At 66.7% G+C, this 22,950-nt stretch carries 21 protein-coding genes; 5 read left to right on the forward strand and 16 right to left on the reverse strand.

The annotated features are described in order from the left end of the window. Positions 1 to 3 precede the first annotated feature (3 nt). A complete protein-coding gene (locus IPL75_11345) occupies positions 4 to 270 on the forward strand; it encodes a hypothetical protein (GenBank protein MBK9240832.1) in 267 nt (88 codons plus the stop codon). Here IPL75_11345 and IPL75_11350 read toward each other — a convergent pair. Next, a complete protein-coding gene (locus IPL75_11350; protein ID MBK9240833.1) occupies positions 239 to 1,684 on the reverse strand; it encodes a leucyl aminopeptidase in 1,446 nt (481 codons plus the stop codon). The genes IPL75_11345 and IPL75_11350 overlap by 32 nt on opposite strands. Before the next feature lie 141 nt (positions 1,685 to 1,825). On the opposite strand from IPL75_11350, the gene IPL75_11355 reads away from it, so the two are divergent. After that, positions 1,826 to 2,257, forward strand: coding sequence for a hypothetical protein (locus tag IPL75_11355; protein ID MBK9240834.1), 432 nt, complete (start codon positions 1,826 to 1,828; stop codon positions 2,255 to 2,257). 59 nt (positions 2,258 to 2,316) lie between these two features. Here the strand turns inward: IPL75_11355 and IPL75_11360 are convergent, their stop codons facing one another. From IPL75_11360 to IPL75_11410, 11 genes are read right to left on the reverse strand one after another with little or no spacing between them, the layout of a single operon-like run. Continuing rightward, positions 2,317 to 4,221: an acetoacetate--CoA ligase gene (locus tag IPL75_11360; GenBank protein ID MBK9240835.1), complete on the reverse strand. Its 1,905-nt coding sequence runs from the start codon at positions 4,219 to 4,221 to the stop codon at positions 2,317 to 2,319. Between the two features lie 2 nt (positions 4,222 to 4,223). Beyond that, positions 4,224 to 5,012: a prephenate dehydrogenase/arogenate dehydrogenase family protein gene (locus IPL75_11365; GenBank protein MBK9240836.1), complete on the reverse strand. Its 789-nt coding sequence runs from the start codon at positions 5,010 to 5,012 to the stop codon at positions 4,224 to 4,226. A 6-nt stretch (positions 5,013 to 5,018) separates the two neighbouring features. Then, positions 5,019 to 6,065, reverse strand: a complete 1,047-nt coding sequence (gene aroF, locus IPL75_11370) for a 3-deoxy-7-phosphoheptulonate synthase (protein MBK9240837.1) — start codon at positions 6,063 to 6,065, stop codon at positions 5,019 to 5,021. Positions 6,066 to 6,097: 32 nt separating this feature from the next. Next, positions 6,098 to 6,901 (reverse strand): tryptophan synthase subunit alpha, encoded by an 804-nt coding sequence (locus IPL75_11375; GenBank protein MBK9240838.1) that lies wholly within the window; start codon positions 6,899 to 6,901, stop codon positions 6,098 to 6,100. Further along, entirely contained in the window at positions 6,898 to 8,142 is a 1,245-nt protein-coding gene (trpB, locus tag IPL75_11380) for a tryptophan synthase subunit beta (protein MBK9240839.1), read from the reverse strand. The genes IPL75_11375 and trpB overlap by 4 nt, the downstream gene beginning before the upstream one ends. Positions 8,143 to 8,152: 10 nt before the next feature. Then, positions 8,153 to 8,770, reverse strand: a complete 618-nt coding sequence (locus tag IPL75_11385; GenBank protein ID MBK9240840.1) for a phosphoribosylanthranilate isomerase — start codon at positions 8,768 to 8,770, stop codon at positions 8,153 to 8,155. Then, a complete protein-coding gene (gene trpC / locus IPL75_11390) occupies positions 8,770 to 9,576 on the reverse strand; it encodes an indole-3-glycerol phosphate synthase TrpC (protein ID MBK9240841.1) in 807 nt (268 codons plus the stop codon). Before trpC ends, IPL75_11385 begins: the two co-directional genes overlap by 1 nt. Continuing rightward, a complete protein-coding gene (gene trpD / locus IPL75_11395; protein MBK9240842.1) occupies positions 9,573 to 10,583 on the reverse strand; it encodes an anthranilate phosphoribosyltransferase in 1,011 nt (336 codons plus the stop codon). The genes trpC and trpD overlap by 4 nt, the downstream gene beginning before the upstream one ends. After that, positions 10,583 to 11,152 (reverse strand): aminodeoxychorismate/anthranilate synthase component II, encoded by a 570-nt coding sequence (locus IPL75_11400; protein MBK9240843.1) that lies wholly within the window; start codon positions 11,150 to 11,152, stop codon positions 10,583 to 10,585. The genes trpD and IPL75_11400 overlap by 1 nt, the downstream gene beginning before the upstream one ends. Positions 11,153 to 11,161: 9 nt before the next feature. After that, positions 11,162 to 12,637, reverse strand: coding sequence for an anthranilate synthase component I (gene trpE, locus IPL75_11405; GenBank protein ID MBK9240844.1), 1,476 nt, complete (start codon positions 12,635 to 12,637; stop codon positions 11,162 to 11,164). A 3-nt stretch (positions 12,638 to 12,640) separates the two neighbouring features. Beyond that, complete coding sequence (locus IPL75_11410) at positions 12,641 to 14,077, reverse strand: type I 3-dehydroquinate dehydratase (protein MBK9240845.1); 1,437 nt, start codon at positions 14,075 to 14,077, stop codon at positions 12,641 to 12,643. Positions 14,078 to 14,342: 265 nt separating this feature from the next. Here IPL75_11410 and IPL75_11415 point away from each other — a divergent pair, with 265 nt between their 5' ends. Together IPL75_11415 and IPL75_11420 are read left to right on the forward strand one after the other, a co-directional pair. Continuing rightward, entirely contained in the window at positions 14,343 to 16,202 is a 1,860-nt protein-coding gene (locus IPL75_11415) for a hypothetical protein (GenBank protein ID MBK9240846.1), read from the forward strand. Continuing rightward, positions 16,199 to 18,340, forward strand: a complete 2,142-nt coding sequence (locus IPL75_11420; protein ID MBK9240847.1) for a hypothetical protein — start codon at positions 16,199 to 16,201, stop codon at positions 18,338 to 18,340. The genes IPL75_11415 and IPL75_11420 overlap by 4 nt, the downstream gene beginning before the upstream one ends. 2 nt (positions 18,341 to 18,342) lie before the next feature. On the opposite strand, the gene IPL75_11425 is transcribed toward IPL75_11420, so the two are convergent. Beyond that, positions 18,343 to 19,095: a zf-HC2 domain-containing protein gene (locus IPL75_11425; GenBank protein ID MBK9240848.1), complete on the reverse strand. Its 753-nt coding sequence runs from the start codon at positions 19,093 to 19,095 to the stop codon at positions 18,343 to 18,345. After that, positions 19,092 to 19,721, reverse strand: a complete 630-nt coding sequence (locus tag IPL75_11430) for a sigma-70 family RNA polymerase sigma factor (GenBank protein ID MBK9240849.1) — start codon at positions 19,719 to 19,721, stop codon at positions 19,092 to 19,094. The genes IPL75_11425 and IPL75_11430 overlap by 4 nt, the downstream gene beginning before the upstream one ends. A 105-nt stretch (positions 19,722 to 19,826) precedes the next feature. Between IPL75_11430 and IPL75_11435 the strand changes: the two genes are divergently transcribed. Next, positions 19,827 to 21,221 carry a tetratricopeptide repeat protein gene (locus tag IPL75_11435; protein MBK9240850.1) on the forward strand — a complete coding sequence of 465 codons (1,395 nt, stop codon included), beginning with the start codon at positions 19,827 to 19,829 and terminating at the stop codon, positions 21,219 to 21,221. Here IPL75_11435 and IPL75_11440 read toward each other — a convergent pair. Together IPL75_11440 and IPL75_11445 are read right to left on the reverse strand one after the other, a co-directional pair. Next, positions 21,214 to 22,008, reverse strand: a complete 795-nt coding sequence (locus IPL75_11440; GenBank protein ID MBK9240851.1) for an ABC transporter permease — start codon at positions 22,006 to 22,008, stop codon at positions 21,214 to 21,216. The two genes, IPL75_11435 and IPL75_11440, sit on opposite strands and share 8 nt — an antisense overlap. Then, positions 22,005 to 22,925, reverse strand: coding sequence for an ABC transporter permease (locus tag IPL75_11445; protein ID MBK9240852.1), 921 nt, complete (start codon positions 22,923 to 22,925; stop codon positions 22,005 to 22,007). Before IPL75_11445 ends, IPL75_11440 begins: the two co-directional genes overlap by 4 nt. Positions 22,926 to 22,950 lie beyond the last annotated feature (25 nt).

Raw genomic sequence — 22,950 nt, forward strand, 5'->3', positions numbered from 1 at the left:
ACCGTGTTTCTTCCCCAGGACCCCAAGCCGTTCATCGTCGAAATCATCCGTCCGGCGACGGAAGAACTGACGGTTGTGGATGTCCTGGTCGGCGCGTTGAGCCTGGCCGGCGTGTTTGCCATCGCCGCGGTGCCGCTGGGGATCGTCGCAGGCTACCTGTTGATTCAGTGGAACCGCAGGCGACGGCCTGAATCAAGCCACATGCCGCACATCAGTCCGTCGCTCCAGAACGACACCCCTACCCCACCGGGGTCAGGCCCAGCTCGATGAACGTGCGGACGGCCGCGCCCGTGGCTCCTTTGGGCTGATAGGGACGCCGCTCGTCCAGCCACGCGGTGCCGGCAATGTCGATGTGCGCCCACGGCACATCCTTAACGAACTCCTGCAGGAACATCGCCGCCGTGTTCGCCCCCGCCCATCGACCGGCCGAATTCGCGATGTCGGCAATATCGCTGCGCAGCATCTCGCGGTAGTCGTCATACAGGGGCATCGGCCACAGACGATCGCCGGCGCGCTGGCCCGCGCTCCTGACGTGATCGGTCCATGCCGCAGGCGTTCCGAAGAGGCCCGACGCGGCCCGGCCCAACGCCACCACGCAGGCGCCGGTCAGTGTCGCGGCATCCACAAGGTGTGTGGCCCCCAGTTGCTGCGCGTACCACAACGCGTCGCCGAGAATCAGCCGTCCTTCGGCATCCGTGTTGATGATTTCCACCGTCGTGCCGCTTGCGGCCACGAGCACGTCACCGGGCCTGATGGCGCGTCCGCCCACGGCATTTTCGGCCATTGGGATCACCGCGACGACACGCCGCGGCGCCTTCAGCACGGCCAACGCGCGCATGGCCGCGGCCACCGCCGCACCACCAGACATGTCAAGCTTCATCCGTTCCATGCCGTCGGCCGGCTTGATCGAGACGCCACCGGTATCAAACGTCACGCCCTTGCCGACGAACCCCAGCACGGGCGTCTCGGGCGCGCCAGGCGGGTCGTGACGGATGACCACCAGACGAGGTGGCTCGGCACTCCCCTGCGCCACGCCCAGCAGCAAGCCCATCTTGAGTTCACGGATGCGATGCTCGTCGAGCACGTCAACCGACAGCCCAACGCCACTCGACATCTCGGCCACACGGTTCGCAAACTCGGTCGGCGTCAGCACATTGGCCGGCTCATTCCCCAATGCGCGCGCCAGGTTTGCCGAGTGCCCGATGGTGCGGCCCCGAAACACCGCGTCAGCGAGCGCAGCCGGGTCCGCTCCAGGCGCCACGATCACCACGCGTTCCGGAAACGCGCCGGCCGATCGATCGGCCGTCTTTCTGGTGCCGCCATCAAACTCGGAGGCAGAAAACCCGTCGGCGCTGAACTGGGCGGCCGCAAGCACATCGAGTCCCGCCCGCACCACCAACCCCGCGCTTCGAACCGAGCGCAATCGCGCGGTGTAACTGCACGCCGCCGCCACGCGCCGCAACCGTTCGGCATCCACGTCACTGCGCCGGCCTGCGCCCACGAGTACCACTCGGGTGGCCCGATACGAGGCGTCCGCCATCACACGAGTCATGAAGCACTCGTACGCGCCGCCTCGGAATTCTCCGCCGGCGCGGGCGCGTCCGATATCGCCCAGCGTCGCCTCATCCAGGCCTGGCAAGTCCTCAAGCCTGTCCTCGCCGTCGAAGACAGGGACAAACAACATGTCGACCTCAACCGCACCCGGCGTGGTCACTGCACCGACAAACTCTGGCGTTCCGTTCACGTGCCTCCCCGCGCCTCTCTGCTATCCCTGCACCCAAAAACTGCTCTAGACTGGAGCCTTACTGTGAGAGGAAGATTGAGCATGATATCCCGTCGGACGGGCGCCCTGGCGCTGGTTTGTACATCGATCCTCCTGATCCAGCCCGGCATGTGGGCGGAACAGGGCAAAGGCCGGCCCAAGGCCGCCCTCCGGGTAAACCCTACCCTCGTCTTCCCTCCGGCCCGCATCGTGGCCACGGCCGAACTGACCGAGGGCGCCAACGACTACCAGGACTACTACTGTCCGAAAATCGAGTGGATCTGGGGCGACGGTACGCAGTCGGAATCGGGAGAAGACTGTGAGCCCTACGAAGCCGGCAAGAGCGAAATCCGCCGCCGCTACACGGCCGACCACAACTTCAGGAACGACCCCATGTCAGGCGGGGGCGGCAGCTTCGAGGTCATCTTCCGGATGAAACAAGGCTCCAAGGTCGTGCTGAGCCTTAGGCAGACGATCAAAGTTCAAGGTAATTAGGAACTGGGGAACTGGGGAACTGTCCTCGTAGCGCGGCCTGGGTCTCAAGGCCGCGGCTCTTAAGTCAACAGCTCCGGCAGGTTTCTGAACAACTCCAGCGCTTCGGGGTTGGCGAGGGCCTCGCGGTTGGTGACCTCGCGGCCGTGGATCACGTGTCTGACGGCGAGTTCCACCAGTTTGCCGCTCTTGGTGCGCGGAAGGTCCGTGACCTGCACAATCTTTGCGGGCACGTGGCGCGGCGAGGTGTTCGCGCGAATCTGTAGCGCAATCCGCTTCTGCAGCGCCTCATCCAGCACCGCCCCTTCCCGCAGGCGCACGAAGAGGACGATGCGCTCGTCGCCGTCCCAGTGTTGGCCCACCGCAAGGCTTTCGACCACCTCGGGCATGCCCTCCACCTGTCGATAAATTTCGGCCGTGCCAATGCGCACGCCTCCGGGGTTCAGCGTGGCGTCCGACCGGCCGTGGATGATGAACCCATCGTGGACGGTGCGCTCGGCCCAGTCACCATGGCACCACACGCCAGGAAAGCGATCGAAATAGGCGGCGTGGTACTTCGCGCCGTCGGCGTCATTCCAGAAGCCAACGGGCATCGACGGAAAACTGGCCAGGCACACGAGTTCGCCGGGTTCACTTCGCAGCGGCTGCCCGTCTGTGTTCCAGACATCCACCGCCATGCCAAGCGCCGCCACCTGAATCTCTCCGCGCCACACCGGCGCGTTCGGCTCGCCGCCCACAAAGCAGCTGACGATGTCGGTGCCCCCGGAGATCGAGGCCAGATGCACATCCCGCTTGATCGACGAATAGACGAAGTCGAAACTCTCAGCCGACAACGGCGATCCGGTTGACGTGATCGTCCGCACCGTCGCGAGTTCGTGCGTCTCGATCGGACGCAGTCCGCTCTTTCGCACCGCATCGATGAACTTGGCTGACGTCCCAAACAACGTGATGCCTGTGGCATCAGCCAGGTCGAACAACCGGCGGCTGTCGGGATAAAACGGCGACCCGTCGTAGAGCACGAGCGTGGCCTCCGACGCGAGCGCCGTGATCAGCCAGTTCCACATCATCCAACCGCAGGTGGTGAAATAAAACACGCGGTCACCAGGCTTGATGTCGGTCTGCAGCTGATGCTCTTTCAGGTGCTGCAACAACGTGCCACCGTGCCCATGCACGATGCACTTGGGCACGCCGGTGGTTCCAGATGAATACAGAACATACAGCGGGTGGTTGAACGGCACCTGCTCGAACGCAATGTCCGACGCCTCGAAGGGCGCGAGAAATGCCTCCCACCCGTCGTCGATCTGCACCACGGTGGTCACGCTCGGCAGCCTGGTGACGATCTCCTTCAGGCGCGAGCGAATGTCGTGAAGTTTGCCGCCGTAGTGGTATTCACCGACAGCAATGAGAACCTTGGGCTCGATCTGGCCGAATCGATCGATCACACCCTGCACACCAAAGTCCGGCGAACACGAGGACCAGACAGCGCCAATGGACGCTGCTGCGAGCGCAGCCACCATGGCCTCGGGCACGTTCGCCACGACCGCCGCCACGCGGTCGCCCTTCGTCACACCGGCCTGCCTCAACGCCTGGGCACATCGCGACACGTCTTCGTACAACTCACGGGTCGTGATGCGCCGCTCGGTGCCGGGCTCGGTCACCGCGACCAGGGCGAGGTGGTCATCACGCCGACGCAACAGGTTTTCAGCAAAGTTCAGGCGCGCGTCCGGAAAGAACTGAGCGCCCGGCATTTTTTCCGCGTCGGCGACCCACGTCTTTCCCTTGGAACCCACCACCCGGCAGTAATCCCAGACCGCGGACCAGAATGCACCGCGTTCGGTCACCGACCACGCATGGAGCGAGGCATAGTCCCCGAACTCGCGCCCTTCGCGCGGTTCAAGCCACTTCACAAACGCCGTGAGGTTCGACCCAGCGACCCGCTCGGCCGAGGGACTCCATGAAGGGCCCATCGTCACTTCCGTGCCTTGAGTGTGGCAGCGCGGTACAAAATGTCGCGCACCATCGGAGTGCCCATCAGTGTCTCTGCAGACTCCGGGAGTTTTGCCGCAAGGGCCGTGAGCGCATCCGCAATACAGTCGGCATTGGTTTCGACAATCCCGTCCCAGTCATTGGTTAACTCGGGGGTTGACTCGGGCTGCGATGAACCTCTCGCGGACTTGAGAGCCACCGACACCACGTGCGGCGCGTGGCTCACATGCGCCATCACGCGATCGTGTGTCACGGCATCGGTCCATTCGGGCCTGGCGCCGAGCCCCACAATAAACGTGGCGAGCATCGCTTCGCGCGCCTCGTCGGCGCGACCTGACGACACCAGCAACCAGGGGCGGCCGTCAAAGAGATCAGCCCGCGCAGCGCCCAGGCCCACACCATTGGTCGCGACCACGGGATGCCCCCCGACAAAAGCGAGCCGCGACGCACCAGCGGCGTCCATGACGATTCGTTTGGTGCTGGCCGCGTCCACCACAAGGGCGCCAAGGGACGCGTGAGACACCTGGCCGATTACTCCGGGGACGGCCGGGATGGGAGTCGCAATGATGATGAGGTCGCACGCCGCAAGTTCCGCCGGCGTCGTGACCAGTGCCGCGACCAGTCCCTGCGCGACCGCTTCGTGGCTGATTGGCGCGGGGTCACACGCGGTGATTCTCACGGATGGCCAGCGCCGCTTGGCCGCCAGCGCTACCGAACCGCCAATCGCGCCAAGGCCGATGATCCCGACCCGCTCGAAGGGAGAAAGATCCACGCGGTGCTAACGCCCCCAGCCCCTGCGGGCCACGGGTTCCACGCAGATGCTGCGGCCGATCGCCGGGGCGATGATGCGCAGTTCGCCCATCAACTGCTCGAACTGTTTGGGGAACAGTGACTGAGCGCCGTCGGAGACCGCGTGATCGGGATCGCAGTGGACCTCCACGAGGAGGCCATCGGCGCCGGCCGCCACTGATGCCCGCGCCATCGCCGCCACCTTGTCGCGACGACCAGTGCCATGGCTCGGATCTGAAATCACGGGCAGGTGGCTCAACTGCTGCACCACCGGAATCGCGGAAATATCCAGCGTGTTGCGCGTGTAGCTTTCGAACGTACGAATGCCCCGCTCACACAGCATCACGTTCATGTTGCCGCCCGAGAGGATGTACTCAGCCGACATCAGCCACTCTTCGATCGTGGCCGACATGCCACGTTTGAGCAGCACCGGTGTGCGCACCCGACCCAACTCGCGCAGCAGCGAGTAGTTCTGCATGTTGCGCGCGCCCACCTGCAGGATGTGCGCGAACTGCTCAACCAGCGGGATTTGCGCAATCTCCATCACCTCGGTGATGAGCTTGAGGTCGTGCCGATCGGCCGCTTCGCGGAGCATGCGCAGGCCCGTCTCGCCCAGGCCCTGGAAACTGTAGGGCGAACTGCGTGGCTTGAACGCGCCACCGCGGAACACCTTCGCGCCGGCGCGTTTGACGGCCACCGCCGTGGCCTCCACCTGCTCGGGCGATTCCGCCGAGCAGGGACCGGCCATGACCACCACTTCGTCGCCGCCAATGCGGACGTCACCGATCGTGATCACCGTGTTCTCGCGCTGGAACGACCGGCTCGCCAATTTGTACGGCTCGCTGATGCGCAACACTTCGTGCACGCCGTCGCGCACACCGATGAGCGCCGGGTCCCCGTGTCCCGCGCCCACGGCGCCAATCACGGTGCGGTTGGCACCTGCCGCGCGGTGAACGTCAAAGCCCATTTCATGCAGCTGCGCCACGACGGCTTCCACCTGCGCTTCGGTGGCCCCTTCCTTCATGACAACAACCATGTCCTCTACCTCTGCCTTTGGCACCACAACCTTCATGGCATTCTACCCTTGAGCCAGCCCACGAACCGTTCGGCGTCGGCCGGCGCCTGGCCGGCACCCGCGTCGGCAATGATCTGCACCAGTGCGCTGCCCACCACTGCGGCATCGGCATACTCACACGCCTCGCGCACGTGTTCGGGCCGGCCGATTCCGAACCCCAGCGCCACCGGCATGTCCGTGACGGCTCGAATCGCGTCCACGACCGGCCGCGCCGTATGCGACACCGCGTCACTGGTGCCTGTGACTCCCAGCCGCGAGATGGCATACAAAAAGCCGCGCCCGAGCTCTGCGGCACGGCGCAGCCGGGGCTCGGCAGTGGTCGGACTGATAAGGAATATCTGGTCCAGCCCGGCACGATTGAGCGCGTCGTGCATCTCATCAGACTCCTCGATCGGCAAGTCCAGCATCAAGGCGCCGTCCACTCCAGCCTCAGCTGCTGCGGCCACAAACGCGCCGGTGCCCATGCGAAGCACCGGATTGACGTAGGTGAAAAGGACGATGGGCGTGTCGATGTCGGCCCTGACGCACCGCACCAGTTCGAGGGCCGACGCAAGCGACCCGCCTGCCGCGAGCGCGCGCTCCGACGCCCGCTGAATCACCGGCCCGTCCGCGATGGGATCGGAAAACGGCACTCCAATTTCGATGACGTCCGCGCCCCCTCGCGCGATCGCGCGCACGATGTCGCACGAGGTGTCGAAGTCCGGGTCACCGGCCGTGATGTAGGCCACAAGTCCGGGTTCCCCGTTCTTCGCGAGTGGGTCCCGAAGACGGGCGAATGCGGCTTCAAGTCGGCTCATGCCAGCCTCCCGGTGGCGGCCGACGCAAGACGCGCGCGGATGGAGTCCACATCCTTGTCTCCACGGCCTGATAAGTTCACCAACACGACGTCGCCCGCCTTGAATGTGTGCAGGTTCCTCTGTATCCAGGCGATCGCATGTGAGGACTCCAGCGCCGGCAGGATGCCTTCCAGGCGCGCGAGCCATCCAAACCCGTCAAGCGCCGCGTCATCGTCGATCCAGTCGTAACGCGTGCGGCCGGTGGACGCGAGCCAGGCGTGCTCGGGCCCCACTGAGGGGTAGTCGAGTCCGGCGGAAATCGAGTGCGTGGGCAGCACGTTGCCGTGTGCATCCTGCAGGAGCAGGCTGCGCGTGCCGTGCAGTACGCCGGGTGCCCCGCCGGCAAACCGTGCCGCATGTTCGCCATCGGCAATCGCACGGCCTCCGGCCTCGACGCCGAGCAACTGCACGCCCGGGTCACCGATGAATGCGTCGAAGATGCCCATCGCGTTGCTGCCACCGCCGACACATGCCACCACCATGTCAGGCAGCCGTCCGGCGGCGTCAAGTATCTGTGCGCGCGCTTCCGCGCCAATCACGGACTGGAACTCCCGGACCATCAGCGGATACGGGTGCGGCCCCAGCACGGAGCCCAGCACGTACGAGGTGTTGGCCACGTTGGCCACCCAATCGCGCATGGCTTCGTTGATCGCGTCCTTGAGCGTCTGGCTCCCGGCGTCCACAGACGTCACCGTGGCGCCCAGCATCTGCATCCGGAACACGTTCAGCGCCTGTCGCGCCATATCCTGTGCGCCCATGTAGACGACACACTCCAGGCCGAGGAGCGCGCACGCGGTGGCCGTTGCCACACCGTGTTGGCCCGCGCCGGTTTCGGCGACCACGCGCGTCTTGCCCATCCGCCGGGCCAGCAGGGCCTGTCCGATGGCGTTGTTGATCTTGTGCGCGCCGGTATGCGCCAGATCTTCGCGCTTCAGGAACAGGCGCACACCAGTGCCGGCCGTCGCGTTCCGCGCCTCATAGAGCGGCGTCGGCCTGCCGACGAACGTCGCCAGCAGATGCTCGAGCTCGGCGACGAACTCCGGATCACGGCGGGCCTCGAAGTAGGCCGACGTCAGTGACTCGACCGGGGCTACCAACGTCTCTGGGATGAAACGGCCGCCGAACTCGCCGAAGTATCCCCGGCTATCGGGATCGCGTTTGCCGAACGATGGGGATGGGATCACATGAAGGCTTGAAGGCATGAAGGCTCTTTCAGTCGGCACTGGCAACCAATGCCCGGATCAGTGCCACGTCTTTGATACCAGGCGAGGATTCCACACCTGACGACACGTCGACGGCCCACGGGCTGACCTGCGCGATCGCCTGCCTGATGTTGTCGGGCCGCACACCGCCCGCAAGAATGATCGGGCGGCGCGCGGCAAGCTCAGCAGCCCGCTCCCAGTTGGCGCGTTCGCCCGTGCCGCCGCGACGCGCGGGATCGTACGCGTCCACGAGGACGATGACTTCCTCCGGCAACGCCGCCGCGTGCTCGACTGCTGCGTCGCTGTCGAGCGACACGGCCTTGATCACATCGAGCCCCAGCGACAGGAATCGGAGCGGGTCCTCATCGCCATGCAGTTGTACGGTGCTGAGGCTGGCCTCATCGCGCAACAGCACAACGTCTTCCACCGACGGATCAACAACCACCGCGACCCGGCGAACACTGCTGGGAACTCCTGCCGTCAGCGTGCGCAACTGTTCGCGTGTCACCGCACGGGGACTCGCCGGCCAGCAGACGAATCCGACAGCCCACACGCCGGCGGCGACGGCAGCGGCGACGTCAGCCTCGCGGGTGAGGCCGCAGATCTTCACGCGGATCTCGCCAGCCATCACGCCACCCCTTCAGACGCAGCGATCAGCGCGGCGAGGGCCTGGCCAGGATCTGGCGCGGTCATGAAGTGCTCTCCGATAAGAAACGCGTCGTACCCCGATGCCCTCAGGCGCCGCACGTCTTCCGCCGACCGCAGCCCACTTTCAGCCACAGCCACCACGCCATCGGGAATCTCGCGGCGCACCTCGTCGAAGACTCGCACATCGACGTTCAGGGTCTTGAGATTGCGACTGTTGACGCCGATCAGGGTCGCACCAGCCGCCAGCGCGTCCGCCACCTCCGGTATCGAATGCACTTCGACCAGCGCCGCCAGCCCCTGCCGCGTCGCCTCGGTCAGCAGCGCATTCAGGCTCGCCCGGTCGAGCGCGGCGACGATGAGGAGGATGGCGTCGGCGCCGGCCGCACGCGCCTCGAGAATCTGAAACGGCGTTGAGATGAAGTCCTTGCGGAGCACGGGAATCTCCACACGTTGCCGCACCTCGGACAGATGTTCAAGCGATCCGTCGAAGAAGGTGTTCTCGGTAATCACGGAGATCGCCGCGGCGCCGGCGGCGGCGTAGCCATGGGCAATCGACGCCGGAGCATACGGATCACGAAGGATGCCGCGCGAGGGCGACCGGCGTTTGCATTCGGCAATCACGCAGACCCGCGGTGACTGAAGGCGCGCGCGAAACTCGGCGCCGCGGGGGTGGCACGTGGCCGCAGCCGCCTCGACGGCCTGGCCGCCACTGCGCTCGCGCACGTCGGCCGCGCGCCTCGCCGCGGCAGTGATCGCGCCAAGCACGCCACTGATCTCCTGGCTCATCGCGCGTACGCCTCTCGCAGCGCGACGAGTGTGCGGGCCGACTGCCCCGAGCTGAGCGCCTCGCCGGCAATGGCGATGCCCTCCTGCACAGAGGACGCGATGCCCGCAATCAGCAGCCCGGCCCCGGCATTCAGGCACACGATGTCTCGACGCGGCCCGGTGGCACCCGCACACAGGTCTTCGATCATCGTCGCGCTTTCTGCCGCGGTTCCCCCGGCGAGCGCGGCCTTGTCAGCCACAGGCAGGCCGACGTCAGCCGGGTGCAGGTAGAACGTGTGGACCATGCCGCGACGATATTCCGACACCTTCGTGAAGCCGGTGGTGGAGAGTTCGTCCAGCCCGTCGGCTCCATGCACCACCCAGGCGCGCTCGGCCCCGAGGTGTCCGAGCGTTCGGGCCATCAGTTCGGTGTGTTCGGGACGCGAGACACCCACCAACTGACGCTGGGCACCGGCGGGATTGGTCAGCGGCCCCAGCAGGTTGAACGCCGTACGAACGCCCAACTCCCGCCGAGTGGGTCCGGCGTGTTTCATCGACGGATGCCAGGCCGGTGCAAAGAAGAACGCGAGCCCGACAGTGACGAGCGTTTCAACCACACGATCGGGCGAGGCTTCGAGAGAGACGCCAAGCGCTTCGAAGACATCGGCGGAGCCGCAGCGGCTCGACACCGCGCGGTTTCCGTGTTTCGCGACGCGCACGCCGCATGACGCCAGCACCACGGCCGCGGCCGTCGAGACGTTGAACGTGTGCGCACCGTCTCCACCGGTGCCGCAGGTGTCAAACACGGCACCCACCGGCGCAGGCAGCGCCACCGCACGGTCGCGCATGACGCGGGCGAACCCCACCATTTCGGCCGGCCGTTCGCCCTTGAGCGCCAGCGCCATCAGAAGTCCCGCGATGTGCGCCGGCTGCGCCTGCCCGGACATGATCACGTCCATCGCACGCGCGGCCTCATCGGGCGTCAGGTCTTCATGCCGGCGCAACTTTTCGAGCAGGTCCACAAACATTAGCGATCCTCCAGGAAGTTTCGGAGCAGCTGATGCCCGGCCGGCGTGAGCACCGACTCGGGGTGAAACTGCACGCCGTGCACCGGCCACGAGGCGTGTCGCAACCCCATCACGGTGTCTTCGCCCTCCACCCACGCCGACACGACGAACCCAGGCGGCACACCGTCTTTTGGCACCACGAGCGAGTGATAACGGCCCGCTTCGAACGGCGACGCCATGCCGGCAAACACACCGTGGCCATCGTGTTGCACCATGGACGTCTTGCCGTGCATCGGCGCACCGGCGCGCTCCACGCGGCCACCAAAGGCCGTGGAGAGCGCCTGGTGCCCAAGGCACACGCCCAGCACCGGCATCTGTCCCGCGAATCGTCGCAACGCGTCCACCGAGATACCTGCGGCCTCGGGCCGCCCCGGCCCCGGCGAGATCACGAGGTGTGTGGGCCGGCGCGCAGCAATCTCATCGACGGTCATGGCGTCATTGCGCACCACCTCCACTTCGGCGCCGAGTTCCCCCAGGCGGTGAGCGAGGTTCCACGTGAACGAGTCGTAGTTGTCGAGCAGCAACACCATGTGGGTGACCTACAGACCTGTGTCGGCCATTTCCAGGGCCTGGATGAGCGCGCGGGCTTTGTCGCGCGTCTCCTGATATTCGGCCGCCGGATCCGAATCGGCCACGATGCCCGCGCCGGCCTGGACGTGCGCCACGCCATCACTCATCCCGATGGTGCGAATGGCGATGCAAAAGTCCAGGTTGCCCGCGAAATCCAGATATCCCACGGCGCCGCCGTATAGTCCGCGCCGCGTCGGTTCGAGACCACCCAGAATCTGCATCGCGCGGATTTTGGGTGCGCCGGTCACCGTGCCGGCCGGGAACGTCGCGACCAACGCGTCGAGCCGATCGCACCCGGCATCCAGTTGGCCATCCACGCGCGACACCAGGTGCATCACGTGTGAGTAGCGCTCAAGCGCCATGTACTGCGGCACCCGGACACTGCCGACCTGACAGACGCGCCCCAGGTCGTTGCGGCCCAGGTCCACGAGCATCACATGCTCGGCGCGCTCCTTCTCACTGCGGCGCAGTTCCTCGGCGAGCAACTGGTCTTCTTCCGGCGTCGCCCCGCGGCGCCGCGTGCCCGCGATCGGGTGAGTCTCGACGTGGGTACCTTCCACGCGCACCAACATCTCGGGTGAGGCGCCGATGATCGACTGCCCGCCCATGCGAATGAAGAACATGTAGGGCGACGGGTTGACGTGCCGCAGCGCACGATACACGTCAAACGGTGACGCGCTTGTGCGCGCGTCAAAGCGCTGCGAGATCACCGCCTGGTACACGTCGCCGGCAGCGATGTGCTCCTGAATCGTCCGCACGGACGCTTCGAAGGCCGCCTGTGTCTGGTTGGCTTCGAGCGCGAGCGGTGCCCCCTCGCGCCGCGCGCCACGCGAGAGGTTGCGATCGAGTTCACGTTCGAGAAAGTCGATCTTCGCGACCGCGAAGTCGTAGAGCGACCGCAGGTCTTCGCCCGGCCGCACCCGGGCATTCGAGATTGCCAGGATGCGGTGTTTCACGTGGTCGAAGGCCAGCACCGTGTCGAACACCATGAACCCTGCCGCGTCGCGGTCGGGGTCTTCGGCCTGTGCGGGCCGTGCCACGCTCGGCTCGAACCACTCTGCGGTGTCGTAGTCGAAGTAGCCCACCGCTCCGCCCGTAAAACGCGGCAGGTCGGCCACCTTTGGCGACGAAAACTCCGCCATCAACTCCCGCAGCGTCGCCACAAGCGGCTCGTCGCGTGTGACGGTGGCACCCGCCTGTTCGATCGTTGTCTGCCCCGCTCGGCCGCGCACCACCAGGAAAGGGTCTTTGCCGAGAAACGAATACCGTCCGACGTGTTCTCCGCCTTCCACGCTTTCAAGCAGGAACGCATAGTCCGAGTGCTCGGCGATTTTCAGAAAGGCCGAAACCGGCGTGAGCAGGTCGGCCATAATCTCGCGCCACACGGGCACAAACGTGCCGCGCTGCGCCAACTCCACAAATGCCTCAAACGATGTCTGTTTCATCACTCACCTTGAAGGGTTGTCAGCCGCAATCCACGCCCGGGCCGCGTCGGCCATCAGCGTCACGGGCGGGGCCTGCCCCGTCCACCACGCGCACTGACGGGCCGCCTGGCCGGCCAGCATTTCGAGTCCACCAATGACCTGGGCGCCCGCCGCGCGCGATGCCTGCAGGAGGGCCGTGTCTTCGGGGTTGTAGACCAGGTCGTACACCACCGCCGCCCGTGCCGTCGCGCCGGCGAGCGGATTGGCTGCCAGGTCAGGCCACGTGCCCACGGGTGTGGCATTCACGATCAGGTCCCAGTCTCCCTCTGCCGGCCAGGGGAGGGGCGTCGCGCCGATCGCGGACGCCAACTCCGCCGCCGCACCAGCGCGGCGCGCGCAGATGGCCACCACACTCCCGCGCCCGATCAGCGCGCGCCCCACCGCGCGGGCCGCTCCGCCGGCGCCGATCACCAGCGCGCGCCCGCCGTTCAGATCGATGCGACGGCGATCGCACGCGTCAAGAAAACCCTCGCCATCAACGTTGCGGCCCAACCAGTGCCTTTCATGGGCTTTCAGTGTATTCACGGCACCCAGGGCGCGAGACGCCTCGTCATCAAGTGTCACGTCCCAGCCGCGCTTGAACGGCGCCGTGACGCTCATGCCTCGGATGCCCAGCGCGTTTGCCACCACGGCCGCGTCCTCGACGCTTGCGGCCTGCAACGGAACGTAGACCGCATCTCGCCCCATGGCCTGGAACGCCGAGTTGTGCATCGCAGGCGACGCGGAATGTTCGAGGGGCCGCCCCGTCACGGCATAGATCTCCGTGGCGCCGGTCAGTTGCCTGACTCGAAACTGCCGGACCAGATCAGAGACCGAGTACTGCCCCGGAGCCGCAGTCCCGCCATAGGTCCAACATGAACCGAAATGCGCGGGCAGTGCGCGTGTGATGCGGCCGAACCCGCCCATACCGATCACGACCGTTGCCGGATGGCCGCCCGCGGCATCTCGCATCGTCAGGCACTCGGCAGCCGACTGCGGGGTGCCGGCAATCTTGACGACGTCGGCGCGCTCGTGGCGCATGGCGGCGACGCGCGCGGCGACATCAGTGGGCACCGCCGCGAAGTCATGGTCCGACAACACCAACCGGGTCGCCGTGCCACTCCGGGCCGGCCGCCACTCCGCCCGCCGTTCCACGTCCACAAACTCCGCACCGAGCGCCACCGCCTCGTTGATGATGCGGTGCCTGGTGGCCTCATCTCCGTCAAACGCCCCGCCTTCCCACACCGGCCGGCACGTGACGATCACCTTTTGCGCCCGATCGCGCAGGGCCCCGGCTACATCCAGGTCGACGACCCCGTCCAGGCGCAGTTCGACCAGATCGGCGTCGGTGGCCGCATCGCGGCCCAGGCGCAGCGTCCGCATATCGCGGGCGGTCACGGTCTGGACGATCTGGGTCTGCATCAACTGGGCCTCACAGGCAAAAAAAAACCTCTTCAGGAAACTTCACTGAAGAGGCCTTCCGGAATCGCGTCGAGTCTTACAACTATCGGCGCGCGTCGCCCTCCACAGCTCCTGAGGCGTGCCACCACCAATACGACCGGACGGTCGCGGGCGAGGAGCCGATGAAGGAGACTGACAGGTGCGCCATGACTCGTAAGGGCCAGAGCGTACCAAACGACCGTCCAATGCGTCAACTTGGCGCGTGTTATAACCAATCAAGACACCCGTGCAACAACCTTCATTACGCCGCCTGATTCGCGCCCTTGTGCTCCCGGCCCTGGCGGTACTGGCCCTGGCTGCGCCCGGTGCGCAGACCTCGTTCATGCCGGTGTCCGACATCCGGCCCGGCATGGTCGGCATCGGCCGAACGGTGTATGCGGGGACCCAACTCGAGGAATTCCGCGCGCACATCATCGGCGTGCTCAAGAACGTGGTGGCGCCAGGGCGGGATCTGATCCTCGCAAAACTCGAAGGTGGTCCCCTGGCCACCACGGGGGTGATGCAGGGCATGAGCGGCAGTCCGGTGTACGTGGACGGCCGGCTCATCGGCGCCGTCTCGTACTCCCTGGGCACCTTCCCGCGTGAGCCCATCGCCGGAATCACGCCGATTGCCGAGATGCTGACGGCGGTCGACGGTGGCGAGCCTCGCCCGGCGCTTGGCGAATTCGACATGACGTGGCCCGCCACTCCTGAGCGGGTGTTCGCCTCGCTCGCCCGCGTGGCACAACGCGCATCGGCTCCCCTTCGCTCATCCCTCCTCGCTTCCGACATCGTCGGCGCGCCGTCCATTGCAGACTGGGCGCCGCGCCTGCGTCCCATCGGCGCCGCGATGGTGGCATCGGGGCTGGCACCCGACGTCGAATCGCGGCTGCGAGAGGCGTTCGCTGCAGGTGGCTCGTCGCTGGGCGGCATGGACCTGTCGCAGGCACCACTGCCGGACGCTTCTCCACTCAGGCCGGGAGACCCGGTGGGCATGAGCATGCTGCGGGGCGACATGGAGATGGGCGCCACCGGCACCGTCACCCACATCGACGGCCCGCGCGTGTATGCCTTTGGCCACTCGTTTCTGAACCTCGGCCCAACATCGATGGCGATGACCCGGGCGCAGGTGCTGACGGTGTTGCCCAGCCTCGACTCGTCGATGAAAATTGCGGCCATGGGGCCGGTCATCGGCCGCATGACTCAGGATCGGACCACGGCAGTCGGTGGCCTGCTCGGCCCAGGGCCCGACGAACTCGCCGTGACGTTGAACATCGAATCGGGACGTGCCCCCGCGCGCCGGCTCAAGTTCAACGTGCTCCATGATCAGAGCCTCACTCCCCTTTTTGCGTACGTGGCCATCCTCAACTCCCTGACGACCTACGTGCGCCAGGCCGGCGCCACCGCCGTCACGGCTCAGGGTTCAGTGACGTTCGATGGACTCGGCACGCTGCAGATTGACGAGGCGTTCTCGGGGGAACAGGCGATTGCGCAGGCCGGCGCAGCCGCGATGAACCCCATCGGCGCAATCGCCGGCAACACGTTCCGCCCCACGCTCCCCAGCGCACTGGACTTGACCGTGCGCGTGTCCGAGGTCGAGGCGTACTCGACGATTGAACGGATCTGGCTTGACACCACTCGACCGACCCTTGCCGGCACTCACATGCTGCACGTGATGCTGAGGCACTACCGCGGCACCTCGGAAGTAGTGTCGCTGCCCGTCACCATGCCCGCCCAAGCGACTGGTCCTGTGACCCTGATGGTGACCGACGGCGCAACATTGGCGGCCCTGGAGCAGAAAGACCTGCGCCCGACGCCGCCTCGCACGCTCGAGGCCCTGTTCGCCCGATTGCAGGAGGCACCAACGGGCAACCGTCTCTACGTTCGGCTGCTGACGACGTCGACGGGTACTGCGGTTGCGGGCGAAGCGTTGCCCTCACTACCTGCGTCGGTGCTCGCCGCTCTCGACACCGACAAGTCCATCGGCTCGGCTGAACTCACGCGCGCCGTCGTTGGCGCGTGGGACCGCCGGCTGCCCAATGTCATTCGCGGCTCCCGCGAACTGACGCTGACCTTGCGTCCACCTCTGCCACCTTCACACCCATGACCATTCGATCCCGGACGTCAGCCCTGTCACTGCTGGCCGCTGTTGTCCTGCTCTCTGGTGGACGTGCCCCCATCCAGGCGGCGGGCCCGATGTTTTGGACCGTCGCATCACAGGCGGGGTTTCTCGAAGGCACTCCGACGGGTGTCTCGATTGACGATGCGGGTCGTGTGGTGGTTGCGCCGCTCGTGAGTGTGGTCGCCGACCTCTCGGCGCCGCAGGCATGGAGCCTGGCGCGCGCGACCGACGGCACCTGGTTCGCCGGCACCGGCGGCACGGGCCGCGTGCTGCGGGGCCGGGGTGCGCAGGTGGACACCATCCTCAACGTGGAACCGTCGGCCATTCACGCGCTGGCTGTCGTCAACGGGCGCGTCTTCGCCGCCAGCTCCCCCGACGGCCGCGTGCATGTCATCGAGCCCGATGGGTCGTCGCGGGTGTTCTTCGACCCGGCGGAGTCGTACATCTGGGCGCTGGCCGCAGACCAGCAGGGCCGGCTCTGGGTTGGCGCCGGACATCCGGCTGTGGTTTATCGCGTGGACGCGGCGGGCACATCGCAGGTGGTCTACCGGCCGGCTGCGCGCCACGTGGTGAGTCTGGCGATGGACACAACGGGCCGCATGTATGCCGGCACCGATACGCCGGCGAGGCTGTATCGATTCGGCGATGCCGACCGGCCGTTTGTCGTCTTTGAGCCCGGGTTGTCGGAGCTGCGCGCAATCGTGCCGGCTGCAAACGGCACGTTGTATGTCGCGGCCCTCACCGCGGGTGCTGACGCCGCGCCCGACGCCAGTGTGACGGGTAGCGTCACCATCACCGTGGGCGGCACCAATACCGGCACGGCGTCCACCACCACACCAGCGACGCCCGGCCGCCGATCGACCATCTATCGCGTGACATCGGATGGCACATGGGACGCATTGTGGGACACCGCGGATGCGGTGTACGACCTCGCGGTGCGTGACGCCAACTCGCTGCTCGTGGCCACCGGCCCGGAAGGCCGGCTCTACCAACTGTCAACGGCCGCCGCCACATGGGGCGCTGCCACGCTCGTCAACACCGTCGATGCGAAACAAATCACACGACTGGCCACTGACGGCGCGCGGACTCTGGCGGTGACCGCCAATCCCGGCCGTGTGGTCGCGATCGCCACGGCCCCCGCCCAGGCGTCGTCTTACGCCTCGGCCGTGCGGGATGCGAAGACCACAGCGCAGTGGGGTTCCATCCGCTGGGAGGGCCTGGGCTCGGTTGCCCTGCAGACCCGTTCAGGAAACACGTTGCTGCCGGACGATTCCTGGAGCCCGTGGGCCACACCCACGCCCCAGGCGAGTGGCTTCGCCATTACCAGCCCGTCCGCGCGCTTCCTGCAGTGGCGCGCCACGCTCACGCCAGGCACGGTCGCACCAGTGGTGACCTCGGTGACGGTGGCGTACCTTCCACGCAATCTGCGTCCGGTCGTGAGCGAAATCACGGTGCATCCACCCGGCGTGGTCTTTCAGCGACCGTTTTCAAGCGAAGAAGGCGCCATCGCCGGCCTTGACGAAGCCGTGGCTGATGCGCGGCGCCCACCAGGCAGCGATCCCGCGGCGCCGGGGACATCGGTCGCGGGGCGGCGCATGTTCAGCCGGGGGCTGCAGACACTCGGGTGGAAGGCTGACGACCCGGATACCGACCGGTTGCTGTTCGCGTTGCACTATCGACGCGAGGGCGAAACGGCGTGGTCATTGCTGCGCGAGGGCCTGGCCGATCCACTCTTCGTGTGGGATACCACGTCGGTGCCCGACGGCCGGTACCTCATGCGCGTCACGGCTTCCGACGCGTTGTCCAATACACCGGAGCGTGTATTGACCGGCGACCGGGAAAGCACGGCAATCGACATCGACAATACGCCGCCGGTCATCTCGGTGACCGTCACGGGCACGCGCGTGGCGATCCGCGTGACGGACGCGCACAGCGGCGTGCACCGCGTGGACTATTCGCTTGGTGGTCAGACGTGGCAACTGCTGCGGCCACTGGACGGCCTTGCGGATTCGCGCGAAGAACAGTTTGAAGTGACGCTGCCAACCGCAGCGGACGCCGCACGGCTGGTGTTGCGTGCGAGTGATGTGATGCAGAACGTGACGTCGGCCGTTGCGGGCCGCTGACGTCAGATCCCTGAAGCCGTGACCGACGTCCGGACGTCCAGGTGAATGCCGGTGACGTTCGTCAACCCGCCAGGACGCCGTACGGGTTCCACATTGCGGAACTCGGCGATCTCCTGCAGGAGCGCCAGAATCTCCTTCTGATCCGCGCTGGACAACCCGACCAGACTGGCCGGCCGTCCATTGCGCACCAGCGCTTCATCAAGCGCCGACACCAGGGCGCGTTCGGCCTGCCAGCCAATTGACGCAGGCACCGCCCGTCGCGCATCCGTCCGCGCCGACCCCAGGCTCTGCTCGAACTCCAGCATGATCGCCCCGCCCCGGCCGCTCTCGGGCAGCGCAATGATGTACAGCGTGCCGGCCCGCGCGTTCATCTGCGTGAGTTGCGTGATCGACGACACCACCATGGTCGACGCGAGCACGAGTGTGATGAGGGCGCCGGCCATCGAGCCCAAACCCACCGCCACCCAGTGCCAGTCTTCAAACATCCGATTCCACAGGGCACGCCACGACTGAGCCTGCTCCGCGCGAATGCGGCTCGTGACGCCGCTGGCGAGACCGGCCAGGGCCGGATTGAGCGCGCGGCTTGATCCGAACCGCAGGGCCTCTCCGAACCCGCGCAGGCTGTTGAGTTCTGACGCGCACTCGCGACAGCCTTCCAGATGCTCCGAGATCACCAGACGCGCGGCGCCAGGGAGCTCGTCATCGGCGTACGGCCCAAGGGCACGCACAACGTCTCTGCACGTGCCGGCCATCATGACGAGGCCCTCAGTTCTTCACGCAGGTGCTCGCGCGCCCGCGCCAGGCGCGATTTGACCGTGCCCACCGCCACATTCAACGAGCCCGCAATTTCGTCGTAGCTGAGGCCATCGATTTCGCGCAGTACCAGGATGGTCCGCTGGTCGAACGGCAGGCGATCGAGGGCGGTCCACACGTGCTGGGCCGTTTCCCGTTGCTCTGCCACCTGGTCAGGTTTTGCGAACGGCCGTGCGTCGGCCAGGTCGCCATGCTGGGCGACATGCTGGTCAAGTGCGACCTGCTGTGACTGATGGCGCCGGCGCCACCAGCGGCGTCGATTGGACGCCTGGGTCACAACCACGCGGTAAATCCAGGTGCGCAGGGCCGACTGGCCGCGGAACTGACCGAGGGTGCGGAACACCCGCAGGAACACTTCCTGGGATAGGTCGAGCGCCTCCTGCTGATCACCCAGCAGGTGCAGCGAGAGTTGGTAGACCATGCGCTGGTGGTCGGTGACCAAGCGGGTGCACGCGGCCTCGTCGCCGGTCACACACTCCTGGACGCGGGCCCAGTCCGAGGCCCACTCGGCTTGCCCCTCGGCGGCCGGGGACGGCTGCGACCATGCGACGGCTCGGATGGGTTTCACAATCGACTCCCCTCTATCGTAGCACCGGCGTGTATCCGTCTTAGACCCCGCGCCCGCGCGAACGTTCCGTCGGCAGTGGCCGGCTTCCTCGGTAATATTGACGCGATGAAACTGGCGCTGGCCGTGACCGGCCTTGTCGGCCTGGCGGTGATGTCGGCCTTCGCGGTTCAGCAGCTGAACCGTGGTGAGCAGTTCCATGTCCTGATGGCCTCGGGCGACGAAGCGCTAGCGGCCGGGAACAGTTACGCGGCCGTGGCCGCCTACAGCGGAGCCATGGCGCTGCGGTCCGGTTCCATGGTCTCGCACCTGCGGCGCGGCAAGGCGTACGAAGCGCAACGGCGGCAGGAGGAAGCCGTCCGCGATTACCTTGAAGCCGCCCGTTTGCAGCCCGGGGCCGCCGACCCGCTCCTGTCCCTGGCCGGCCTCTACGCCGCACAAGGCGACATGGCTCACGCCGCGGAGTGGTATGGCCGGGCGGCAATCGTCGACCCGCAAAACCCCGCGCTGCTCTACCAACTCGCTCTGGCTCGTTATCGTGGGGGCCAGGGAGCCACGGCCATTGACCCCGTGCGCCGTGCCATCGCCCTCGACCCCGGCTTCGACGAAGCCCACTACCTGCTCGGGGTCCTGCTGCATGATGCACGCGACCTTGACGGCGCGACGGCGTCGCTTGAACGCGCGATCGCGGGGAGCCCCGCCTTCACCGCCGCGCGCGAGGAACTGGCCGAGGTCTATCGCGCCCGGCGACGATTTGCCGACGAGATGGGCCAGCTCACGGCGATCGCGGCCGCCGACAACCGTGGCGTCCGTGCCGTCGCCATCGCGCTCGCCGAGGCCCGTCAGGGAAATTTCGAGAGCGCACTCGCCACGTTGACCAAGGCCCAGGCGCTCGACCCGGGCGATTCGACCGTCGCGCTGGCGCGCGGCCGCGTGTATCTGATGCAGGCTGAAGCCGCCACAGAGCCTGCCCGGCGCGTCGCTTCGGCACGACTCGCCCTGGCGTCCCTTGAAGCGGCCCTGGGTGGCAGTGCCCGCCGGAGCGAGGGTCTGACGCTGTACGGCCGCGCCGTCTACCTCACAGGCAACGCGGGTGAGGCGGAACGCCTGCTCAAGGAAGCCGTGGCCACCACGCCGTTCGATCGCGCTGCGTTTGCGTACCTGGCCGACGCCGCCGAACAGTCGGGTCACTACGCTGACGCGCGTGACTGGCTGTCACGCTTCGACGCACTTGAGGGCGACACGGCCACACCCGCCGTGCGCACGGCACGCCTGCGAAGGCTGGGCGGGCTCGCGCTCGCCGGTGGCGACGCCCCCGGCGCACTCGCCGCGCTTGAAGACGCCTACAAGCGCGGGCTGCGCGATGCGACCATGCTCGGGTGGCTTGCGGAGGCGCGTTGGAAGACCGGCAATGCGGCTGGCGCAAAGGACGCGCTCGCCCAGGCGTTGGCGCTGACACCCAACGACCCGCAGTTGCGGCGACTCCGGCAGTCGATCAGGTAGCGCGCTGGTCGATGCGATCGCGCAGGCCGTCGCCGACGAAGTTGAAGCCCAGTACGAGCAACGCAATCGCGATGCCCGGGAACAGTGTCAGATGGGGCGCATCGTACAAATGCGCCCTCCCCGCATCCAGCATCGTCCCCCAACTCGGGGACGGCGGCTGGACGCCGAGACCGAGAAAACTCAGCGACGCTTCCGCGATGATTGACCCGGCCATGCCGATGGTGGCCTGAACCGTCACGGCCGGCAGTGTGGCTGGAATGACGTGGCGCCACAACACGCGCCACACCGGTGCGCCGAGCGCGCGGGCGGCCTGCACGTACTCCAGCTCGCGGATCTTCAGCACTTGTCCGCGCACGAGCCGGGCGTACCCCACCCATCCAATGACCGTCAGCGCGAGTACCACATTCGTCAGGCTTGGGCCAAGCACCGCCACCAGCGCAATGGCCAGCAGGATGCCCGGGAATGCCATGAGGACGTCCATCACGCGGCCCACGATGTTGTCCACGCGCCCACCGGCGTACCCGGCCGTCGCACCAATCGCGATGCCGAGTGCGGCGGACACCGTCACAACCGACAGGCCGACGAACAGAGAGATGCGCGCACCCATGAGCAGGCGGGCAAACACGTCGCGGCCCAGCTCATCGAGGCCAAGTGGATGGGTCCACGAGGGGCCGGCCAGCCGCTGCGCCAGCAACTGCACGTTGGGATCGTGCGGCACGAGCCACGGGCCTGCGATTGCGCCAAACGCCGTCAGGCCGATGATCCAGAGACCGAGGCGACGAGTCATTCGTACCGGATCCTCGGATCAAGCCAGCCATAGGCGAGATCCACCAGCAGGTTGACGATCACATACGTCAACGCAATAAAAAGAATGCACCCCTGCACCAGGGGGTAGTCGCGAAAGTTAATCGCCTGGATCAGCAGTCGGCCGACGCCAGGCCACGCGAAGATGGTCTCGGTGATGATGGTGCCGGTGAGTACGGCGCCACACTGCAATCCGAGAATAGTCACGACCGGAATCAGGCTGTTGCGCAATGCATGTGCGATGACAGCCCGCGTCTTCGAAATGCCACGCGCGCGAGCGGCGAGGACGTAGAGTTCGCGCAGTTCTTCAATGAGGCTCGCGCGTGTCATGCGCGCCAACACCGCCGCCAGCGCCGCACCCAGCGTGACCGCCGGCAGGACGAGGTGCTTCCATGTGCCGGTGCCGGACACCGGCAACCAGCCCAGCGAGACCGCGAAGACGATGGCCAGGACCGGGCCGAGCCAGAAATTGGGCATGGAGATGCCCATCAACGAAACGGTCATGGCGGCCTGGTCGATGGCCGTGCCCCGGAACAACGCACCAATGACCCCGAGCGGAATGGCCAGGCAGACGGCAACGACGATGGCCGCGGCGGCCAACTCCATCGTGCGCGGCAGCCGCTGTCCGATTTCCTTCGCCACCGGCGTGCCGTAGCGGAATGAGGTGCCCAGGTCGCCGCGCGCAAGGCCGGCGACAAACGCGCCGTACTGGACGGGCAACGGCCGGTCCAACCCCAGGCGCTCGCGCAGCTCACCCACATCACTCGCTGACGCCGACTCGCCGAGCATCGCCAGCGCCGGGTCGCCTGGCACAAGGTGCAACAAGGAGAACACGAGCGTCGCGACACCGAACAGGACCGGCAGGGTCAGCAGCAGACGACGGATCGTGAAACGCAGCACTGCTGCCGATGATAATGGCGAAGCG

Source organism: Acidobacteriota bacterium (assembly GCA_016716905.1).
Taxonomy (GTDB): domain Bacteria; phylum Acidobacteriota; class Vicinamibacteria; order Vicinamibacterales; family SCN-69-37; genus SYFT01.

Excerpts from the sequence above, each read along its gene's own strand:
- IPL75_11350 (MBK9240833.1), bottom strand. The coding sequence starts at position 1,684 with ATGTTGTTTGTCCCTGTCTTCGACGGCGAGGACAGGCTTGAGGACTTG.
- IPL75_11355 (MBK9240834.1), top strand. The coding sequence starts at position 1,826 with ATGATATCCCGTCGGACGGGCGCCCTGGCGCTGGTTTGTACATCGATC.
- IPL75_11360 (MBK9240835.1), bottom strand. The coding sequence starts at position 4,221 with ATGGGCCCTTCATGGAGTCCCTCGGCCGAGCGGGTCGCTGGGTCGAAC.
- aroF (MBK9240837.1), bottom strand. The coding sequence starts at position 6,065 with ATGGTTGTTGTCATGAAGGAAGGGGCCACCGAAGCGCAGGTGGAAGCC.
- IPL75_11375 (MBK9240838.1), bottom strand. The coding sequence starts at position 6,901 with ATGAGCCGACTTGAAGCCGCATTCGCCCGTCTTCGGGACCCACTCGCG.
- trpB (MBK9240839.1), bottom strand. The coding sequence starts at position 8,142 with ATGCCTTCAAGCCTTCATGTGATCCCATCCCCATCGTTCGGCAAACGC.
- IPL75_11385 (MBK9240840.1), bottom strand. The coding sequence starts at position 8,770 with ATGGCTGGCGAGATCCGCGTGAAGATCTGCGGCCTCACCCGCGAGGCT.
- trpC (MBK9240841.1), bottom strand. The coding sequence starts at position 9,576 with ATGAGCCAGGAGATCAGTGGCGTGCTTGGCGCGATCACTGCCGCGGCG.
- trpD (MBK9240842.1), bottom strand. The coding sequence starts at position 10,583 with ATGTTTGTGGACCTGCTCGAAAAGTTGCGCCGGCATGAAGACCTGACG.
- IPL75_11400 (MBK9240843.1), bottom strand. The coding sequence starts at position 11,152 with ATGGTGTTGCTGCTCGACAACTACGACTCGTTCACGTGGAACCTCGCT.
- trpE (MBK9240844.1), bottom strand. The coding sequence starts at position 12,637 with ATGAAACAGACATCGTTTGAGGCATTTGTGGAGTTGGCGCAGCGCGGC.
- IPL75_11410 (MBK9240845.1), bottom strand. The coding sequence starts at position 14,077 with ATGCAGACCCAGATCGTCCAGACCGTGACCGCCCGCGATATGCGGACG.
- IPL75_11420 (MBK9240847.1), top strand. The coding sequence starts at position 16,199 with ATGACCATTCGATCCCGGACGTCAGCCCTGTCACTGCTGGCCGCTGTT.
- IPL75_11425 (MBK9240848.1), bottom strand. The coding sequence starts at position 19,095 with ATGATGGCCGGCACGTGCAGAGACGTTGTGCGTGCCCTTGGGCCGTAC.
- IPL75_11435 (MBK9240850.1), top strand. The coding sequence starts at position 19,827 with ATGAAACTGGCGCTGGCCGTGACCGGCCTTGTCGGCCTGGCGGTGATG.
- IPL75_11440 (MBK9240851.1), bottom strand. The coding sequence starts at position 22,008 with ATGACTCGTCGCCTCGGTCTCTGGATCATCGGCCTGACGGCGTTTGGC.